The 17,065-nt window shown below is 67.2% G+C and carries 16 protein-coding genes; 5 read left to right on the top strand and 11 right to left on the bottom strand.

The genetic code is table 11. The features are described 5' to 3' along the window. Window positions 1-119: 119 nt before the first annotated feature. Together V7060_RS18250 and V7060_RS18245 are read right to left on the bottom strand one after the other, a co-directional pair. Window positions 120-296 (bottom strand): 30S ribosomal protein THX, encoded by a 177-nt coding sequence (locus V7060_RS18250; protein WP_055941418.1) that lies wholly within the window; start codon window positions 294-296, stop codon window positions 120-122. Window positions 297-437: 141 nt separating this feature from the next. Further along, complete coding sequence (locus V7060_RS18245) at window positions 438-845, bottom strand: MerC domain-containing protein (protein WP_334180633.1); 408 nt, start codon at window positions 843-845, stop codon at window positions 438-440. 90 nt (window positions 846-935) lie between these two features. On the opposite strand from V7060_RS18245, the gene V7060_RS18240 reads away from it, so the two are divergent. From V7060_RS18240 to V7060_RS18230, 3 genes are all read left to right on the top strand, one after another. Beyond that, window positions 936-3,107: a TonB-dependent receptor gene (locus V7060_RS18240; RefSeq protein ID WP_334180632.1), complete on the top strand. Its 2,172-nt coding sequence runs from the start codon at window positions 936-938 to the stop codon at window positions 3,105-3,107. Between the two features lie 135 nt (window positions 3,108-3,242). Further along, the gene (locus V7060_RS18235; protein WP_334180631.1) at window positions 3,243-3,674 is read left to right on the top strand and encodes a MarR family winged helix-turn-helix transcriptional regulator; all 432 of its coding nucleotides are present in this window, start codon (window positions 3,243-3,245) and stop codon (window positions 3,672-3,674) included. A 29-nt stretch (window positions 3,675-3,703) separates the two neighbouring features. After that, entirely contained in the window at window positions 3,704-4,906 is a 1,203-nt protein-coding gene (locus V7060_RS18230; RefSeq protein ID WP_334180634.1) for an MFS transporter, read from the top strand. Window positions 4,907-5,000: 94 nt separating this feature from the next. Here V7060_RS18230 and V7060_RS18225 read toward each other — a convergent pair whose 3' ends face one another. After that, entirely contained in the window at window positions 5,001-5,492 is a 492-nt protein-coding gene (locus tag V7060_RS18225; protein WP_334180630.1) for a Fur family transcriptional regulator, read from the bottom strand. A gap of 13 nt (window positions 5,493-5,505) precedes the next feature. Further along, window positions 5,506-6,912: a glutamate--tRNA ligase gene (gltX, locus tag V7060_RS18220; RefSeq protein WP_334180629.1), complete on the bottom strand. Its 1,407-nt coding sequence runs from the start codon at window positions 6,910-6,912 to the stop codon at window positions 5,506-5,508. A 191-nt stretch (window positions 6,913-7,103) separates the two neighbouring features. Here gltX and lpxH point away from each other — a divergent pair, with 191 nt between their 5' ends. Continuing rightward, window positions 7,104-7,841, top strand: a complete 738-nt coding sequence (lpxH, locus tag V7060_RS18215; protein ID WP_334180628.1) for a UDP-2,3-diacylglucosamine diphosphatase — start codon at window positions 7,104-7,106, stop codon at window positions 7,839-7,841. A gap of 124 nt (window positions 7,842-7,965) precedes the next feature. Here lpxH and V7060_RS18210 read toward each other — a convergent pair whose 3' ends face one another. The 7 genes from V7060_RS18210 to V7060_RS18180 all read right to left on the bottom strand — a co-directional run bounded on the left by V7060_RS18210 (window position 7,966) and on the right by V7060_RS18180 (window position 16,286). Further along, entirely contained in the window at window positions 7,966-8,763 is a 798-nt protein-coding gene (locus tag V7060_RS18210; RefSeq protein ID WP_334180627.1) for a ferritin-like domain-containing protein, read from the bottom strand. Window positions 8,764-8,779: 16 nt separating this feature from the next. Further along, on the bottom strand, window positions 8,780-10,249 hold the full coding sequence (gene purF / locus V7060_RS18205) for an amidophosphoribosyltransferase (protein WP_334180626.1): 1,470 nt from the start codon (window positions 10,247-10,249) through the stop codon (window positions 8,780-8,782). 7 nt (window positions 10,250-10,256) lie between these two features. Next, on the bottom strand, window positions 10,257-10,868 hold the full coding sequence (locus tag V7060_RS18200) for a CvpA family protein (protein WP_334180625.1): 612 nt from the start codon (window positions 10,866-10,868) through the stop codon (window positions 10,257-10,259). A gap of 40 nt (window positions 10,869-10,908) precedes the next feature. Then, window positions 10,909-11,916, bottom strand: coding sequence for an SPOR domain-containing protein (locus tag V7060_RS18195; protein WP_334180624.1), 1,008 nt, complete (start codon window positions 11,914-11,916; stop codon window positions 10,909-10,911). A gap of 67 nt (window positions 11,917-11,983) precedes the next feature. Next, complete coding sequence (gene folC / locus V7060_RS18190) at window positions 11,984-13,261, bottom strand: bifunctional tetrahydrofolate synthase/dihydrofolate synthase (RefSeq protein WP_334180623.1); 1,278 nt, start codon at window positions 13,259-13,261, stop codon at window positions 11,984-11,986. A 100-nt stretch (window positions 13,262-13,361) separates the two neighbouring features. Continuing rightward, a complete protein-coding gene (locus V7060_RS18185; protein WP_334180622.1) occupies window positions 13,362-14,006 on the bottom strand; it encodes a histidine phosphatase family protein in 645 nt (214 codons plus the stop codon). 111 nt (window positions 14,007-14,117) lie between these two features. Beyond that, window positions 14,118-16,286, bottom strand: coding sequence for a S46 family peptidase (locus V7060_RS18180; RefSeq protein ID WP_334180621.1), 2,169 nt, complete (start codon window positions 16,284-16,286; stop codon window positions 14,118-14,120). Between the two features lie 182 nt (window positions 16,287-16,468). Here V7060_RS18180 and V7060_RS18175 point away from each other — a divergent pair. Then, window positions 16,469-17,065 (top strand): alcohol dehydrogenase catalytic domain-containing protein (locus tag V7060_RS18175; RefSeq protein ID WP_334180620.1); only part of this gene is annotated, 597 nt, incomplete at its 3' end.

Genomic DNA, 17,065 nt, shown 5'->3' with positions numbered 1-17,065 from the left:
TGCTTCATGACCAAATCCTCGAAGATTTGGTCCGGTTTGGCTAGGAATTACCAAAAACAAAACCCCGGCCGGAGCCGGGGTTTCGTGTTCGCTGCCGGGACGGGCCGGCGCGGAATGGCTTACGCCTTGGCGACGGCCTTCTTGGCCACGGCCTTCTTGACCGGCGCCTTCACCACGGCCTTCTTGGCGGTGGCGGTAGCAGCCACGGCGGCCTTGGCGACGGTGCTCTTGCGCGCATTGCCGTAGCTCGACGAATAGCGCTTGCCCTTTGCCGTCTTGCGATCACCCTTGCCCATCGTTGTTCTCCTGATTCAATGAAAAGTCCGCCCGGCTAGGGGCGGTTGCGCGGTGACCAACCGGACCGGAGGGCTGCTCGCGAGGCCGCAAAGCCTATCACAGCGGGGCCTTGCCGGCGCCTGTCGCACGGCGTGGCAGGGTCAGTGCGCGCAGCTGGCGTCGTGGACGTGCCAGTGGTTCAGGCGCAGGTTCAACAGGTGAGCCAGGCCCACCAGCATGCCGCCAATCGTCATCACGATGGCGTGCGGGACCGCGGACTCGTGCAGGGGCGCATACAACACGCCCGCCCACAGCGCCGCCAGCCCGAACAGCAACATGCCCAGCGCACGGAAGGCGCGATGGCGACGGTAACCCCAGATCAGGCTGAAGAGTCCCAGCACGCTGACGAACACGACGAAGCCACGTTCGAAGCCATCCCCCAGCCAGATCGACAGCCCCAGCGAGGGAATCACCGCCAACAGCAACGGCGTGATGGCGCAATGGAGCGCGCACATCAGCGAACCCGCGGCAGCGAAACGGTCGAGGAAAGAGCGAAAGGAGGACTTCATGGGAGGCGAGTATGACTTCCGGGAGAGTTATATTGTCACTATTGGTATAATATAACATCATTGATCTCCCCTCACGAGTACCACCCTCCCATGCCGAACGCACCCCGCCTGATTCCCGCCCCCACCTCGCTCGCCGCCGCCCTCGCCTTGGCGCTCGCCTCGCCGCTGGCACTGGCCGACGACGCCTCCGGCACCACGCCCAAGGACCTGGACGCCGTGGTCGTGACCGCCTCGCCGCTGAAGGGGAATGCGGAATCCGTGGCCACGCCCGTCGACGTGCTGTACGGGGAAAACCTGGACAAGGCGAAGGCCGGCACCCTGGGTGAGACCGTCGCCAAGCTGCCGGGGGTGCAGACCACCTACTTCGGTACCGGCGTCGGCCGCCCGATCATCCGCGGCCAGGAGGGTCCACGTGTCCAGGTGCTGTCCGGCGGCATCGGCTCGATGGATGCGTCCACCGTCAGCGCCGACCACGCGGTCAGCATCGAACCCTTCCTCGCCGACCAGATCGAAGTCCTGAAAGGCCCGGCCACGCTGCTGTTCGGCAGCGGCGCCATCGGCGGCGCGGTGAACGTGGTCGATGGCCGTCTGGCCGAGTCGATTCCCGACCAGCCGCTCAGCGGCCGTGCGGAAGTGCGTGGCAACACGGTCAATGACGAGCGCACCGGCATGTTCCGTCTCGACGGCGTGAACGGGAACTGGGTGTTGCATGTCGATGGCCTGGTACGCGACACCGGCGACTACGACATTCCCGGCGTCGCCATCCTGCACGACCACGAAGAAGGCGAAGAGCACGAGGAAGCGCCCCAGCCCAACGGCACGCTGCCCAACAGTTCGGTCAGGACGAAGGCCGGCGCGATCGGCGCCACCTATCTGGGCGATCGCGGCTATTTCGGTCTGGCAGCGAGCACCTACCGCAGCAACTACGGCATTCCCGCCGGTGCGCACGTGCATGGCGAGGACGACCACGATCACGACCATGACGGCGAAGAAGACCACGACCACGAGGAGCACGAGGAAGGTCCGGTGCGCATCGACATGGTGCAGAATCGCCTCGACATGAAGGCCGGCATCTACGCCCCGGTTTCCTTCCTGGAAAGCATCAACCTGCGCGCCGCCTGGAACGACTACGAGCATGTCGAGCTGGAAGGCGGCGAGATCGGCACGCGCTTCACCAACGAAGGCTACGACGCGCGCCTGGAAGCCGTGCAGAAGACCTGGAACGGCTGGCGCGGCGCGTTCGGGCTGCAGTTCGGCAGCACCGATTTCAGTGCGGTCGGCGCGGAAGCCTTCGTGCCTTCCACGGTCACCGACACCGTGGGGTTGTTCGTCCTGCAGCAGAAGGACTTCGGCCCGTGGAAGCTGGAACTGGGCGGCCGCTACGACCAGGTCAAGTTGAAGCCCGATGATCGCGCCTCGACCGATTTCAGCGCCACCAACCTCTCGGCGGCGGCGATCTGGCGCCTGAGCGACGGCTTCGACCTGCGCTTCGGGCTGGACCGCTCCGAGCGTGCGCCAACGAATGAGGAACTGTTCGCGGGCGGCACGCATGTGGCCACGCAGTCGATCGAGATCGGCGACACCGCACTGGATACCGAGAAGGGCGTCCGTGCGGAGATCGGCGCGCACTGGCACACCGACCGCGTGGACCTGAAGCTTGCGGTCTACCAGACGAGGTTCAAGGACTTCATCTACCTCACCGACACCGGCGTGGAGGAAGAAGGCTATCCGGTCCGCCTGTGGACGCAGGACGACGCGACCTTCACCGGCGCGGAAGCCGAAGCGAAGATCCAGCTTGCGGATACCGCGGCGGGCGCGTGGGACCTGCGCGTATACGGCGACTACGTGCGGGCGAAGCTCGACGGTAGCGGCCTGCGCACGGTCGCGTTCGAGGTGCCGCATGGCGACCACACGCATGGCTACGAAGTCGACATCGCGCAGGGCGGCTACTTGCCCCGCATCGCGCCGATGCGCGTGGGCGCGGATCTCGGCTGGTCGCTGGGTGGCTGGCGTGCGTCGCTGGGTGCGGTGCGCTACAGCAAGCAGGACGACGTGGCGCAGAACGAAACATCGAGTGCCGGCTATACGCTGGTCGATGCGCACGTGGCGTACCGCTGGGATCGCACCGCGTCGAGTTGGGAGGTGTTCCTGGACGGCAGCAACCTGACCGACGAGGAAGCCCGCCCGCACACCTCGCTGCTGCGCGACTATGCGCCGCTGCCAGGTCGCGGCGTGGCCTTCGGTATCCGCGCGTACTTCTGATCCCCCGCTGACGTTCTCCCCCGGGGTGGCTGGCCTGCATGGCAGCCGCCCTTCTTGACATGCATTACGTGCATATACACATAATTGCGCAAACCCTTGCCGGGCCTCCCGATGACGCCTTCGCCCGCACCCGTCATGTCCAGCGCGTGCACCTGTTTCCGCCTGCGGCGTGCCAGCCGTCGGGTAACGCAGATCTACGACCATGAACTGGCCACCGTCGGCATGAGCCTCAACCAGTATTCGATCCTGCGCCGCACCGAGCGCGAACCACGCGTCCTGGGCAGCCTGGCGGATGAGCTGGGCATGGATCGCACCACGCTGACACGCAACCTGTCGCCGCTTGTCGACGCAGGCCTGGTGGAAACGATACGGGGCCGCGACGCGCGCCAGCGCATGATCGGCCTCACCCCGTCGGGCCGGGACAAGCTGACCGCCGCGAAACCGTGCTGGCAACGCGCCCAGGCGACCATCGACACGCTACTGGGCGACGCCGGCATGCGGCGCCTGCACGAAGACCTCGATCACCTCGATACCCTGCTGCGCGGGCACCTGGGAGAGGCGGCGTGAAGGCCACCGCCGCGAACGCTGCTCCCCGCATGCACTGGGGCCTGCTGCTGGCGGCTGCGGCGACGCTGACGATCACGATGGGCGCACGCCAGACCACGGGCCTGTTCGTTTCACCGATCCACCGGGACACCGGCATCGGTATCGCGTCGATCAGCTTCGCGCTGGCCATCGGGCAGTTCACGTGGGGCGCGGTACAACCCGTCTTCGGTGCCATCGCCGACAAGCGCGGCTCCACCGGGGTTCTCGTGTCCGGTGCGGTGCTGCTGTCGCTGGGCCTGGCGCTGACGCCACACCTGACCTCGCCATGGGGCCTGATGTTCACGCTGGGCCTGCTGACGGCGGCGGGTGCAGGCGCCGGCAGCTTCTCGATTCTGATCGGCGCCACCGCGCAGCAGTTGGCGCCGGAGAAGCGATCCTTCGCGGCGGGTTTCATCAACGCCGGCGGTTCGCTGGGGCAGTTCGTCTTCGCACCGCTGGTGCAGGCGGTGATCGCGGTCGCCGGCTGGGCCAGCGCGATGTACATGCTCGCCGTCACGTCCCTGCTCGCCATTCCGCTGGCCTTTCCTTTGCGCCGCAAGGCCAAGCCGGCAGCGACGGCATCCATCGCGACCGCCGTTGGCGAGATCACCCTCAAGCAGCAGGTCGCGATCGCGCTGCGCGACCGCAGCTACTGGATGCTGCACCTCGGCTTCTTCACCTGCGGCGTGCACATCGCCTTTCTGGTGACCCACCTGCCCGGCGAAATCGCCCTGTGCGGGTTGTCGGCCAGCGTGTCGGCCGTGTCGATCGCGCTGATCGGCCTGTTCAACATCGCCGGCAGCCTCGTCGCCGGCGCGCTGGGACAGCGGGTGCGCATGAAGTGGATCCTTGCGGTGATGTATGCGAGCCGCGCGGTGATGATCGCGCTCTACCTGATGGCGCCGCCGACGCCGTTGACGTTCTACGTCTTCGCCGCCGCGCTCGGCTTCACGTGGCTGGCGACGGTGCCGCCGACGGCCGGCCTGGTCGGCAAGCTGTTCGGCCCGCGCTACCTCGGCACGCTGTTCGGACTGACGCTGCTGTCGCACCAGATCGGCGGCTTCTTCGGCGCCTGGCTTGGCGGACTCGCGCTGGAACGCTTCGGCGACTACACGTGGATGTGGTATGCGGACATGGCGCTGGCGCTGATTGCGGCCATCGCCAATCTGCCGATCAGGGAGTCGTCGCCGAAGGCGGTGCCGGCGGCGGCCTGAAGAAGCCTGGTGTGGGAGCGACGTAAGTCGCGAGCTTCTTGTTTTGCCAGAGGAAGAGCTCGCGACTTACGTCGCTCCCCCAACCAGCAATGCCTTATGCAGCCGCCGCGCAGCGCGCGCACAGCCCATGCACTTCCAACGTCTGCGCCTGCGGCTGGAAGCCCAGCGCCTTGGCGCGCTGTTCCAGCTGGCTGACCACTTCGCGGTCTTCCAGCTCCACTGCGCTGTGGCAGCGGTCGCAGATGAGGAACGGCACCGAATGCTGGGCGCTGTTGGGATGGTGGCAGGCGACGAAAGCGTTCACCGATTCGAGCTTGTGCACGAAGCCGTTGGCCATCAGGAAATCCAGCGCGCGGTACACCGTCGGCGGCGCATCGGCGCCGACGCCCTTGGTCGCACGCACCCACTCCAGCAGTTCGTAGGCCTTCACCGGCTTGCCGGCTTCGGCGATCAGCTGCAGTACGCGTGCGCGGATCGGCGTCAGCCGCAGGCCGCGCTCCTGGCACGCACGCTCCACCGCCGCCACGAACGCGTTCGCGTCGTGGACATGGTGCTTGGGATCGGTACAGGCGTGGGCGTGTGGCATGGGTGCTCCCGGATCAGGCGATCACACCTGTCTTGATAAGTGCGGCATCGATGCGTTTCAAGGCTTCCTCACGGCCGGCCAGGTAGACGGTCTGCGAAATGTCGGGGCTGACCTGGGTGCCGGTGATCGCCACGCGCAACGGCTGCGCCACCTTGCCCATGCCGAGTTCGAGCGCGGCTGCGGCCTCGTGCAGCGCCGCCGACACGCTTTCGGCAGTCCACGCCGGCAGCGCTGCCAGGCATTCGCGGGCCTTGGCCAGCGGCGCACGGGCCGACGCCCCCAGATGCTTGGCTACGGCAGCCTCGTCGTACACGGTCAACGGCTGGTACCAGACCATCGACTTTTCGGCCATGTCCTTCAGCGTTTGCACGCGATCGCGCAGCGCAACCACCACGTCGGCGGGCGCGGGACCTGCGGACAGGTCGACGCCCAGCTTCTCCAGCTGGTAGACGAGGTGCGGCGCGATGTCGGCTGGCGCATCGGTCTTCAGGTAGTGCTGGTTCACCCAGCCCAGCTTGGCCATGTCCAGGCGCGCGGCCTTGGAGTTCACGTCCTTCACGTCGAACAGGTCGATCAGCTCCTGCCGCGAGAACAGTTCCTGGTCGCCATGCGACCAGCCCAGTCGCGCCAGGTAGTTGATCAGTGCATGCGGCAGGTAGCCGGCGTCCTTGTACTGCATCACGTCGGCCGCGCCGGTGCGCTTGGACAGCTTGGCGCCCTGCTCGTCCAGGATCATCGGCATGTGCGCGAAGTTCGGCACCGGCGCGCCCAATGCTTCGTAGATATTGATCTGGCGCGGCGTGTTGTTGATGTGGTCGTCGCCGCGGATCACCTCGGTGATACCCATGTCCCAGTCGTCGACGACGACGGCGAAGTTGTACGTGGGATAGCCATCCGGCCGGAAGATCACCATGTCGTCGAGTTCACTGTTGGCGATCTCGATGCGGCCCTTGATCAGGTCGTCGAACGCGACCACGCCATCGAGCGGATTCTTGAAGCGGATCACCCGGTTCGGATCGTCGCGGTGCGGCAGCTGCTGTTCGCGCGCGGCGCCGTTGTAGCGCGGCTTCTCCTGTTTCGCCATCGCGGCCTCGCGCATGGCATCCAGTTCTTCACGCGTCTCGTACGCGTAATAGGCCTTGCCCGACGCGACCAGTTGCTCGGCGACCTCGCGATAGCGATCGATGCGCTGGGTCTGGTAGACCGGGCCTTCGTCGTAGCCCAGGCCCAGCCAGTCCATGGCATCGAGGATCGCGTCGATGGCGGCCTGCGTGCTGCGTTCGCGGTCGGTGTCCTCGATCCGCAGGATGAAATCGCCGCCGCGATGGCGCGCCTCCAGCCAGCAGTACAGCGCCGTGCGGGCGCCGCCGATATGCAGGTAACCGGTGGGACTGGGGGCGAAGCGGGTACGGCAGGCCATGGAGGAACTCTTGATGCGGTTTGCAGCGATTTTAACCCGTAGGAGGGGCTTCAGCCCCGACCACTGCTGCCGGGCGGCCGACTGCTTGTGCGGGTGCGGCCGTGCCGGGTAACGAACTTTGGCGACCTCGGCATGGCCGGCAGGCGGTCGGGGCTGAAGCCCCTCCTGCAGGGAGGCCTTAGAATCCATCCATGACCACGCTCTTCATCTCCGACCTGCACCTGGACGCCGAGCGTCCCGCCGTTACCGAGCTGTTCGGCGCGTTCATGCAGAAGGAAGCCACCCGGGCCGATGCGCTCTACATCCTCGGCGACCTGTTCGAGGCCTGGGTGGGCGACGACGACCCGTCCGAAACCGGCGCCTACGTCGCCGCTCGAATCCGCGAAGTGAGCGATGCCGGCGTGCCGGTGTTCTTCATCCGGGGCAACCGCGACTTCCTGCTTGGCGACGCGTTCGCCCGCCGCGCAGGCATGCGCATCCTGCCCGACCCCGCCGTGATCATGCTCTACGGCAAGCCCGCCGTCCTGATGCACGGCGACCTGCTCTGCACGGGCGATACCGCCTACCAGGCGTTCCGTGCGCAGACGCGGAATCCCGCATGGCAGGCGCAGTTCCTCGCCCAGCCGCTCGCCGCGCGGCTGGCCTTCGCCGCGCAGGCCCGTGCCGCCAGTGCGGCACACCAGGGCGGCATGAGGCAGAACGACAAGGCGCAGTTCGAGACGCTGACCGACGTGACGCCTGCCACCGTGGATGCGACGTTTGCGCAGTTCGGTATCGACACGATGATCCATGGCCATACGCATCGCCCCGCCATCCACGAGCTGAGTGTCGATGGGCGGAACTGCCGGCGCATCGTGCTCGGGGACTGGTACGAACAGGGTTCGGTGCTGCGCGTGGCGCCGGACGGGATGACGCTCGACGCGCTCTGATACGACGCGGACGTCCGATTCCTGACGTGGGAGCGACGTAAGTCGCGATGATGACATCGCGGCCATTCATCGCGACTTACGTCGCTCCCACATCTTTCTTATCGGGCTTGGCCCGTGCAGCCAGTTACGGCGCCTCCAGCGCCGCCAGCTCATCCTCATCGAAGCCCGCCATCAGACGCGCCTCGATGTTGAAAGGCCCGTGCAGGTAGCCGCCCGCGTACTCTTTCAGCAGTTCTCGGAAGCGCGCGCGTGGTTCGATGCCGCGTTGCGCGCAGTACCAGCGGTACCAGCGTGAACCGGCGGCGACATGCGCGATCTCCTCGCGCAGGATCAGGTCGAGGATCGCCACCGTGGCCTCGTCGCCCAGGTCGCGCAGCTTGACGATCATGCCCGGCGTCACGTCCAGGCCGCGCGCCTCCAGCACGCGCGGCACCAGCGCCATCCGGGCGAGACCATCGTGCGCGGTCTTCTCGGTCATCTCCCACAGGCCGTTATGGGCATCGAAGTCGCCGTAGTCGTGGCCCAGCTCACGCAGGCGCGCGCGGAGCAACACGAAGTGGCGGGACTCGTCGTGCGCCACGCCCACCCAATCGGCGTAGAACGCGTCCGGCAGCCCGCGGAAGCGGTACACCGCGTCCCACGCCAGGTCGATGGCATTGAGTTCGATATGCGCGATGGCGTGGATGAACGCCGCGCGTCCCTGCACGCTACCGAGACCGCGACGCGGCAACGCGCGCGGATGCACCAGCGTCGGCCTCGGAGGCCGCCCAGGTGCGCGGATCGGATCGGGAGGCACCGCTTCGGCAGGAACGTCGAGTTCGCCACGTGCGAACGCGTCCGCGTACCGCTGCGTCAACGCGACCTTCGCGTCGACGTCCACCGCATCCAGGCAGATGCACGCAGCCTCGAACAACGTGGTCATGCCGCGCGGTGCCGCGTCAGCCGACGCGGCGCTTGCGCTTGGCTTCGTCCGAGCGGGCCTGCTCGATGCGCTCGAAATACCCCGGCTCGATGCCGGTGACGTACTTCCCGTCGAAGCAGGACGAATCGAACTCGGCCAGGTTCGGATTGCCCTCCCGCACGGCGGCTTCGAGATCCTCGAGATCCTGGTAGATCAACCAGTCGCAACCCAGTTCCCGCTCGATGTCCTCGACGGTGCGGTCATGCGCGACCAGTTCGTCGGCGGCCGGCATGTCGATGCCGTAGATATTGGGATGACGCACCGGCGGCGCCGCGCTGGCGAGGTAGACCTTGCGTGCGCCCGCATCGCGCGCCATCTGCACGATCTGCTTGGAAGTGGTGCCGCGCACGATGGAGTCGTCGACCAGCAGTACCACGCGGTTGCGGAACTCCAGGTTGATCGGATTGAGCTTGCGGCGCACCGATTTCACCCGTTCGCCCTGCCCCGGCATGATGAAGGTGCGGCCGACATAGCGGTTCTTGATGAAGCCCTCGCGGTACTTCACGCCCAGCACGTTGGAGATCTCCAGCGCGGCATCGCGCGAGGTATCCGGAATCGGGATGATGGTGTCGATGTCGTGGTCCGGACGCAGGCGCAGGATCTTCTCGCCCAGTTTCACGCCCATGCGCATGCGCGCCTTGTGCACCGACACGTTGTCGATCATCGAATCGGGACGCGCGAAGTAGACGTACTCGAAGATGCACGGCGCATGTTGCGGCGCCTCGGCCACGATCTCGCTGAACATCTCGCCGCGCGCGGTGATGACGATCGCTTCGCCCGGCTGCACGTCGCGCATGCGCACGAACCCGAGGATGTCGAGCGCGGCCGATTCCGACGCGATGATGTATTCGGTGCCTTCGCCGTGCTCGCGCCTGCCCAGCACCAGCGGCCGGATGCCGTGCGGATCGCGGAACGCCACCAGGCCCAGGCCGAGCACCACGCTGACGACGGCGTAGCCGCCCTTGACGCGGCGATGGACGCCGGCGACGGCGCGAATCGCCGCTTCCGGCGTCAGCGTGCGCTGCAGGTCCAGTTCGTGCGCGAACACGTTCAGCAGCACTTCGCTGTCCGAATCGGTGTTGATGTTGCGGCGGTCCTGCGCGAACACGTCCTGGCGCAGCGCCTCGGTGTTGATCAGGTTACCGTTGTGCGCCAGCGCGATGCCATACGGCGAATTCACGTAGAACGGCTGCGCTTCGTCCATGCCCTCGGAGCCGGCGGTCGGATAGCGGCAGTGCGCGATACCCACGCGACCTTCCAGCACGCTCATCGCCTTGGCGCTGAAGACGTCGCGCACCAATCCGTTGTCCTTGTGCACGCGCAGGCGCGTGCCGTCGGCCGTGGCGATCCCGGCGGCGTCCTGTCCGCGGTGCTGGAGGACGGTCAGCCCGTCATAAAGCTGGCCGGCAACGTTCTGGTTGCCGACGATTCCGACGATGCCGCACATGGGGGATCTACTCCGGTTTCGACGCGGGTGAGGCGGACGAGGGGCTGCCATCCTGTGGTGCGCCGGTGTCTTCCAGCGGCAGGGGCAACAGGTGTTTCAGGCCCGCATTATCGCCCGCCGGGCGCCCGTTGCCAAAGTCCAGTTCCTGCACAGTCCATTCCGGCAGCCACTGCGACAGCCATTGCGCCCCGGGCAGCAGCACCGGCACGACGGAGGAGCGATGCCATTCAGGCTCACGGGGCAGGTCGGTGAACGCCGTCAGCAGCAGGACGATGCAGGCGACGAATGCACCGCGTGCCAGCCCCAGCCCCAGCCCCAGCATGCGATCCAGGCCCGACAGCCCGACCGACTTGACCAGGTGGCGGATCGCCCATCCCATCAGGCCCACGAAGATCATCACGCCGATGAAGCTGAGCACGTAGCCGCCCAGCAGTTCACTGGCCGAAGGCGGGCCATCGCTGGACAGCCAGTGCGCCGCATCGCCGCCGTAGTGGAACGCCACCCAGCCGGACAGCAGCCAGGCAACCATCGAGGCGAGCGCGCTGATGAAGCCGCGCATCAGCCCGAACAGGGTCGACACACCGACGATGGCCAGCAACGTCAGGTCGAGCGCACTCACGCGAAGCGGCCGCGATCAGACCGTCGGCAGGAGCGCGCCATCAAGGATGCGGACGCACCATGCCGTCGACGCCGATCTTCGACGCCACCTGCGTCTTCAACCGGTCGGCATCGGCACGGTTGGCGACAGGACCCACGCGCACGCGGCTCAGCGTGCCCTTGTCGGTGCGGACCTGTTCGACGAAGGCGCTGAAGCCGGCGCCGCGCGCACGGTCGCGCAGGGCATTGGCATCGGCCGCATTCGAGAACGCACCGAGTTGCACGGCGAAGCCCGTACCGGAGGCCGCCGGCTTGGGCGCCTCCTCTGGCTTCGGTGTCGCGGCAACCGGCTTGCTGGCCGGCGGAGCCGGCTTGGCTTCGACCGGCGTCGCGGTGACAGGCCGCGTCTCGGCGACGGCCGGCTTCGGCGCGGGCTTCACGGGTTCGGGCGGTAGCGCCTGCGTGGTGACGGCAGGCGTGGCGGGGGCCGCGACCGAACCGGAGGGGGTCGGTGCAGGCGCGGCGGTCGGCGTGGTCGCGGCAGCATCCAGCGTCACGACCTGGGCGTTGACATCACCCCGGATCTTGACGGCTTCGAGCCGCGCGGCCTCCGCCTGGGGACGATCGGCGTAGGGACCCACGCGGACCCGGAACGCCGGCGTGCCGTTGATCGTGGCGGGTTCGACGAAACCCGGCAGCGTCGCCTGCTTCACTCTGGCGAGCACGGCATCGGCATCCGCCTTCGTCGCGTAGGCGCCGAAACTGACGGCGAAATTGCCCGCGGCCGTCCCGGCCGGCTGCCGCACGCCATCGGCAGGTGCGGGTTCCGCAGCGGGCGCGGCGATCCGGCCCTGGAGGCCTACCGCGCCGGTGGCCGGCGCATTGCCCGGCGTGACCAGCGGCAGTTCGCGCGTCTCGAATTCGCCGGTGGCGGCAGGCGGGACGTCGAGCGGGACATCGGACACGCCGCTGTCGGGCGCGGGCCCCTTCACCAGCATCGGCAGGAAGATGACGGCCAGCGCCACCAGCACGACGGCGCCGATCAGGCGCTGTTTCAAGGCAGTATCCATCCAGGTCCACGGCAGCTGCGGCGGGAATGCCGCGGCGATTATACGGCGCGCCCCGGCGCGCTCCCCGTCATCGACCTGAATGCAGGACGTGGAGTGCGTCGGCGACGGTGTGGAACGAACCGAACACCAGCACGCGGTCGCCGGCTGCGGACGCAGCGAGTGCGGCACGCAAGGCGTCGTCCACGCTGGCGTGCAGGCTTGCCGCCGCCGCGATCGCGTCATCCAGTCGGGCCGCCAGTTGTTCGGCCGTCTGCGAGCGCGGACCCGACGACAGCCCCGCCAGGAACCACGGCAGCGACGCACCGGCGAACGCGTCGACCACGCTGCGCGCATCCTTGTCGGCGAGCGCGGCGAACACCACGCGGGTCGTGCCGCTGATCGGATGCGCCTGCAGCCATGCCGCCAGTTCGCGCGCCGCCTGCGGGTTGTGGCCGACATCCAGCACCACCTCCACGCCATTGCGCTCCAGCCGCTGCAGCCGACCCGGCAACGCTGCCGAGGCCACACCCTGTGCGAACGCATCGTCCGGCAACGTCTCGCCGGGCAACGCGCGCAGCGCGGCGATCGCGGTCGCCGCATTCGCGCGCTGCGACGGTGCGGACAGCGCCGGTGCCGGCAATTCCAGTTCGGCGCCGACTTCGCGCCAGCGCCAGCGCTGGGTGTCGATCGGCTCATGGAAGAAATCGCTGCCAAGACGCAACGCGTTGGCGCCGATGGTGTAGGCATGGCGCAGCACGCTGGAGGGCGAATCCGCTTCGCCCAGCACGAGTGGCTTCCATGCACGGGCGATGCCGGCCTTCTCGGCGCCGATCGTCTCGCGGTCGTGACCCAGCCAGTCGGTGTGGTCGATGTCGACGGTGGTGATGACGGCGACATCCGGATCGACGATGTTCACCGCATCCAGTCGTCCGCCCAGTCCGATCTCCAGGACGGCGAGGTCGAGTTCCGCGCGTTCGAACAGCCACAAGGCCGCCAGCGTGCCGAACTCGAAATAGGTCAGCGGCGTATCGCCGCGCGCCGCTTCCACGACCTCGAACGCCTCGACCAATAAGGCGTCATCCACCTCCATGCCATCGACGCGCACGCGCTCGTTGTAGCGCAGCAGGTGCGGCGAGGTGTACGCGCCCACCTTCCATCCGGCGGCACGGGCGATGGCCTCGATGAACGCGACCGTCGAGCCTTTGCCGTTGGTGCCGCCGACGGTGATGACGCGGGCGGCAGGCTTGCCCGGCGACAGCCGCGTCGCGACCTCGCGCACGCGGTCCAGGCCCATCTCGATGGACCTGGGATGCTGTTGCTCGATGTAGGCGAGCCAGTCGCCCAAGGTGCGCGGTGGAGATGTCATGTCAGCGGCATGCTTCGATATGTGCGATGGCCGAGCCGAACCAGGTCGCGTTCCAGCCTATGCGGCTTCGTTCTCGGATGCTCGTCGCCGAGACTCGAAGCTACAGCGCGCGATGCTTCGCTTCGCCGAAGAACGGTGTGTGGTGCGCGCAGTCGTTGAGGCGCACGACTTCCAGTTGGTCGACCGACGGGCCTTCCAGCAGGTTGAGCGTGGTGGGTGCTTGGCGGAAGCTCCACAGCTTGGCGATCGGCAGGCCCAGGATGCGGCACAGCAGGACGCGGTTGACCGCGTCGTGCGCCACGATCAGCAGCGTGTCGTCGTCACCCAGGCCCTCGGCGGCACGCGCGAGGCCGCGCCAGGAACGATCGAGCACCTGGCGCAGCGATTCGCCGCCCGGCATCAGCACCGTATCGGGTTCTTCGCGCCAGGCGAGCAGGCGTGCGGGATCCTTGTCCTGGATCTCGCTGGCCAGCAGCCCTTCCCACTCGCCGTGCGCAATTTCCTGCAACTCGGGATCGGTGAGCAGCATGTCCGCGCGTGATTCGCCCAATGCCAGCTGCGCCGTGCGCTGCGCACGCGACAGCGGCGAGGCCACCGCGCGATCGATGCGCACGTCCTTCAACCGCTGGCCCAGCGCGGTCGCCTGGCCTTCACCGACCGGCGAGAGCGGGATGTCGATCTGGCCCTGGTAACGGCCTTCGGCGTTCCACGGCGTTTCGCCATGGCGGGCAAGCAGGATGCGCATGCGTCGGTGTGTCCATTCGGGAGAAGCGGTCCTGTTTCCGAACGCCGGAAACGAAGACGGGAGCGGATGATAACCGCTCCCGTCGCGTGCCTGCCGGCTCGGTTGCAGGTGTTACTTGCCGACGCCCATTTCCGTCAGCAACTGCGGCGCCGGGTAGACCTCCTGCATGATCCAGCGCAGGTAGCGGCCGTCCACGGCGATCATGCGGGTCATCTTCGGATCGAACACCCAGTTCGAGCTGACCGACTCCCAGTTGCCATCGAAGGCCAGGCCGATCAGCTTGCCGTGCGCATCGAGCACCGGCGAACCAGAATTGCCGCCGGTGATGTCCAGGTTCGACAGATAGTTCACCGGCACGGAACCGAGGCGCTTGTCTTCCAATCCGCCGTAACGCTTGGCGGCCACGGCGTCGAGCAGCGCCTTCGGCGAGTCGAACGGATCGGCACCGGTTTCCTTCGCCACCACGCCTTCCAGCGTGGTGAACGGGGTGTACTCCACGCCGTCCTTCGGCGCGTAGCCCATGACGTTGCCGAAGGTGATGCGCAGCGACAGGTTGGCATCCGGATAGACGAACTCGCCCTGGCTTTTCTTGTAGTCGGCCAGTGCCTGCAGATACACCGGACGCGCCGCCAGATTCTCGCCGGCGCGCGTCTTGCGCTCCTGCTCGAGTTTCAGCAGCGTCGGCATGACGGCGACGGCGTACTGGATGGCCGGATCCTTGCTGGCCTCGAACGCCTTGCGGTCCGCAGCGAACCATTTCAGGCGCTCTTCGGTGCTGCCGAGTTTGGTGCCTGCCAGGCGGTCCAGCGCGCGCTTCACCGCCGCAGCGTCGTTGCCGCCCAGCCACGTGTCCACGGCAGCGACGCGCTGGCCAGCCGGCAGCTTGAGGTACTCGCCCAGCCAGTATTCCTGCAACTGGCGATCCATGGCGGGCACGTAGCGGCGTTCCAGTTGCTTCTGGGCGCCCTCGATGGCGGGCAGGTCGCGGTCCTGGTAGCCGGATTCGCGCTCGGCATTGGGCTTTTCGCGCTCGATCGACAAGCGGTACAGCTGCGCCGCCGTGCCGACGGTCGCGGTGTTGTGGAACTGGCCAAGCACCAGGTCACGGTCGCGCGTGGCCTTGCCCTGCTCCAGCAGGTCGATCAGTTGGGCGTGCGCGGCCAGCGCGGCCTGTCCCTTGGCACCCTGCCCCTTCAACCAGCCAAGCACCGCCGCTTCCTCGGCCTGCTTCTGGCCGGCGGCATCGATGCGCTTGAAGCCTTCCAGCTGGCCGTCGTAATTCTTGCTGGTGTTGTTCCAGCCGGCCATCGTGCTGGCGTACTTGACCTGGATGTCGGGATTCTTCTTGCCCGCCTCGCCGACCAGCGCGATCAGGTGCTTGTAGTGGCGGCCGATGGTGGGATACGTCCACGCGGCGGTATTGTCGAATTCGGCCGCCAGCGCATAGCGGTTGGTCGAACCGGGATAACCCGCCACCATCACGAAGTCGCCCTCGCCCAGCGGCTTGTCGGCGAATTCCAGCCAGTGCTTCGGCCGGTACGGCACGTTGTCCTTCGAGAACGCCGCCGGCTTGCCGTCCTTGCCCACGTAGGCGCGATAGAACGCGAAGTCGCCGGTGTGGCGCGGCCACATCCAGTTGTCGATGTCGCCACCGTACTTGCCGACACTGCCCGGGGGCGCGTACGCCAGGCGCACGTCCTTGATCTCCAGGTTCTTGAACAGGTGATAGGTATTGCCGCCGGAGAAGCTGTACAGGCGGCAGCGGAAGCCGGCATCGGCTTCGCAGTCGGCGATCAGTTTTTTCTCGAACGCTTCCAGCGCCCTGGTACGCGCCAGGGCGTCGGTGCCAGCCGAAGCGATGACAGCCTGCGCGTCCTTGGTCACGTCGGTGATCTCGTCGAGCACGAACACACGCGCATTCGGACCTGCGCTGACTTCATCGCCCGTCGTCGGCGCGTTGAAGCCGTTCTTGATCAGATTGTTCTCCGGCGTGGAGTTCAGCTGGATCGCACCGTAGGCACAGTGGTGATTGGTCACGACCAGGCCGTTCGGCGACACGAAGCTGGCGGTGCAGCCGCCCAGCGCCACCACCGCGCCCATCGGATTGCCGGTGAGGTCGGAGAGCTGCCGGGGCGACAACTTCAACCCGGCCTGCTTCAGCGGCCCGGCGATCTCCGGCAACTGCTGAGGCACCCACATGCCCTCGCCGGCATGGGCGACCTGGGCGGCGAGCAGGGACAAGGGAACCGCAATGGCGGCGGCGAGCAGGTTCGGACGCATGGAAACCCCGGGACTGTCAGGAAAGTCACGATTGTAATGAACCCGTCATCCGGGCCGACCATGACTTATGCCCTACACCGCCCTGCCACGTGGCTGCCTGGACTGGTCAAGAGGCATTGCAGCAGGGCCGTCTGGGGCCGGGGCGTATAATCCGCGCCCTCATTACCCTGGATCGACGTCCGATGGCACAGACGATGAAGGCGCTGGTGAAGCGCGAGGCCGGCAAAGGCATCTGGATGGAGGAACTGCCGGTTCCTCAGCCCGGCCCCAACGAGGTGCTGGTCAAGCTGGAGAAGACCGCCATCTGCGGCACCGACCTGCACATCTACCTGTGGGACGAGTGGAGCCAGCGCACCATCAAGCCCGGCCTGACCATCGGCCACGAGTTCGTCGGCCGCATCGCGCAGCTCGGTTCCGCCGTGACCGGCTACGAGGTCGGCCAGCGCGTGTCGGCCGAAGGCCATATCGTCTGCGGACATTGCCGCAACTGCCGCGGCGGCCGCCAGCACCTGTGCCCGAACACCGTCGGCATCGGCGTGAACCGCAACGGCGCGTTCGCCGAGTACATGGTGATGCCGGCCAGCAACCTGTGGCCGATCCCGGACCAGATTCCATCGGAGCTGGCCGCGTTCTTCGATCCGTACGGCAACGCAGCGCATTGCGCGCTGGAGTTCGACGTGGTGGGCGAGGACGTGCTGATCACCGGCGCCGGCCCGATCGGCATCATCGCCGCCGGCATCTGCAAGCACATCGGCGCGCGCAACGTGGTGGTCACCGAC

The organism is Pseudoxanthomonas sp., from assembly GCF_036845285.1.
GTDB lineage: Bacteria > Pseudomonadota > Gammaproteobacteria > Xanthomonadales > Xanthomonadaceae > Pseudoxanthomonas_A.
Note: the sequence above shows the minus strand (reverse complement) of the source record. Positions and strands in the feature narration are given on the sequence as shown.

Excerpts from the sequence above, each read along its gene's own strand:
- V7060_RS18250 (WP_055941418.1), bottom strand. The coding sequence starts at position 296 with ATGGGCAAGGGTGATCGCAAGACGGCAAAGGGCAAGCGCTATTCGTCG.
- V7060_RS18245 (WP_334180633.1), bottom strand. The coding sequence starts at position 845 with ATGAAGTCCTCCTTTCGCTCTTTCCTCGACCGTTTCGCTGCCGCGGGT.
- V7060_RS18240 (WP_334180632.1), top strand. The coding sequence starts at position 936 with ATGCCGAACGCACCCCGCCTGATTCCCGCCCCCACCTCGCTCGCCGCC.
- V7060_RS18235 (WP_334180631.1), top strand. The coding sequence starts at position 3,243 with ATGTCCAGCGCGTGCACCTGTTTCCGCCTGCGGCGTGCCAGCCGTCGG.
- V7060_RS18230 (WP_334180634.1), top strand. The coding sequence starts at position 3,704 with ATGCACTGGGGCCTGCTGCTGGCGGCTGCGGCGACGCTGACGATCACG.
- V7060_RS18225 (WP_334180630.1), bottom strand. The coding sequence starts at position 5,492 with ATGCCACACGCCCACGCCTGTACCGATCCCAAGCACCATGTCCACGAC.
- gltX (WP_334180629.1), bottom strand. The coding sequence starts at position 6,912 with ATGGCCTGCCGTACCCGCTTCGCCCCCAGTCCCACCGGTTACCTGCAT.
- lpxH (WP_334180628.1), top strand. The coding sequence starts at position 7,104 with ATGACCACGCTCTTCATCTCCGACCTGCACCTGGACGCCGAGCGTCCC.
- V7060_RS18210 (WP_334180627.1), bottom strand. The coding sequence starts at position 8,763 with ATGACCACGTTGTTCGAGGCTGCGTGCATCTGCCTGGATGCGGTGGAC.
- purF (WP_334180626.1), bottom strand. The coding sequence starts at position 10,249 with ATGTGCGGCATCGTCGGAATCGTCGGCAACCAGAACGTTGCCGGCCAG.
- V7060_RS18195 (WP_334180624.1), bottom strand. The coding sequence starts at position 11,916 with ATGGATACTGCCTTGAAACAGCGCCTGATCGGCGCCGTCGTGCTGGTG.
- folC (WP_334180623.1), bottom strand. The coding sequence starts at position 13,261 with ATGACATCTCCACCGCGCACCTTGGGCGACTGGCTCGCCTACATCGAG.
- V7060_RS18185 (WP_334180622.1), bottom strand. The coding sequence starts at position 14,006 with ATGCGCATCCTGCTTGCCCGCCATGGCGAAACGCCGTGGAACGCCGAA.
- V7060_RS18180 (WP_334180621.1), bottom strand. The coding sequence starts at position 16,286 with ATGCGTCCGAACCTGCTCGCCGCCGCCATTGCGGTTCCCTTGTCCCTG.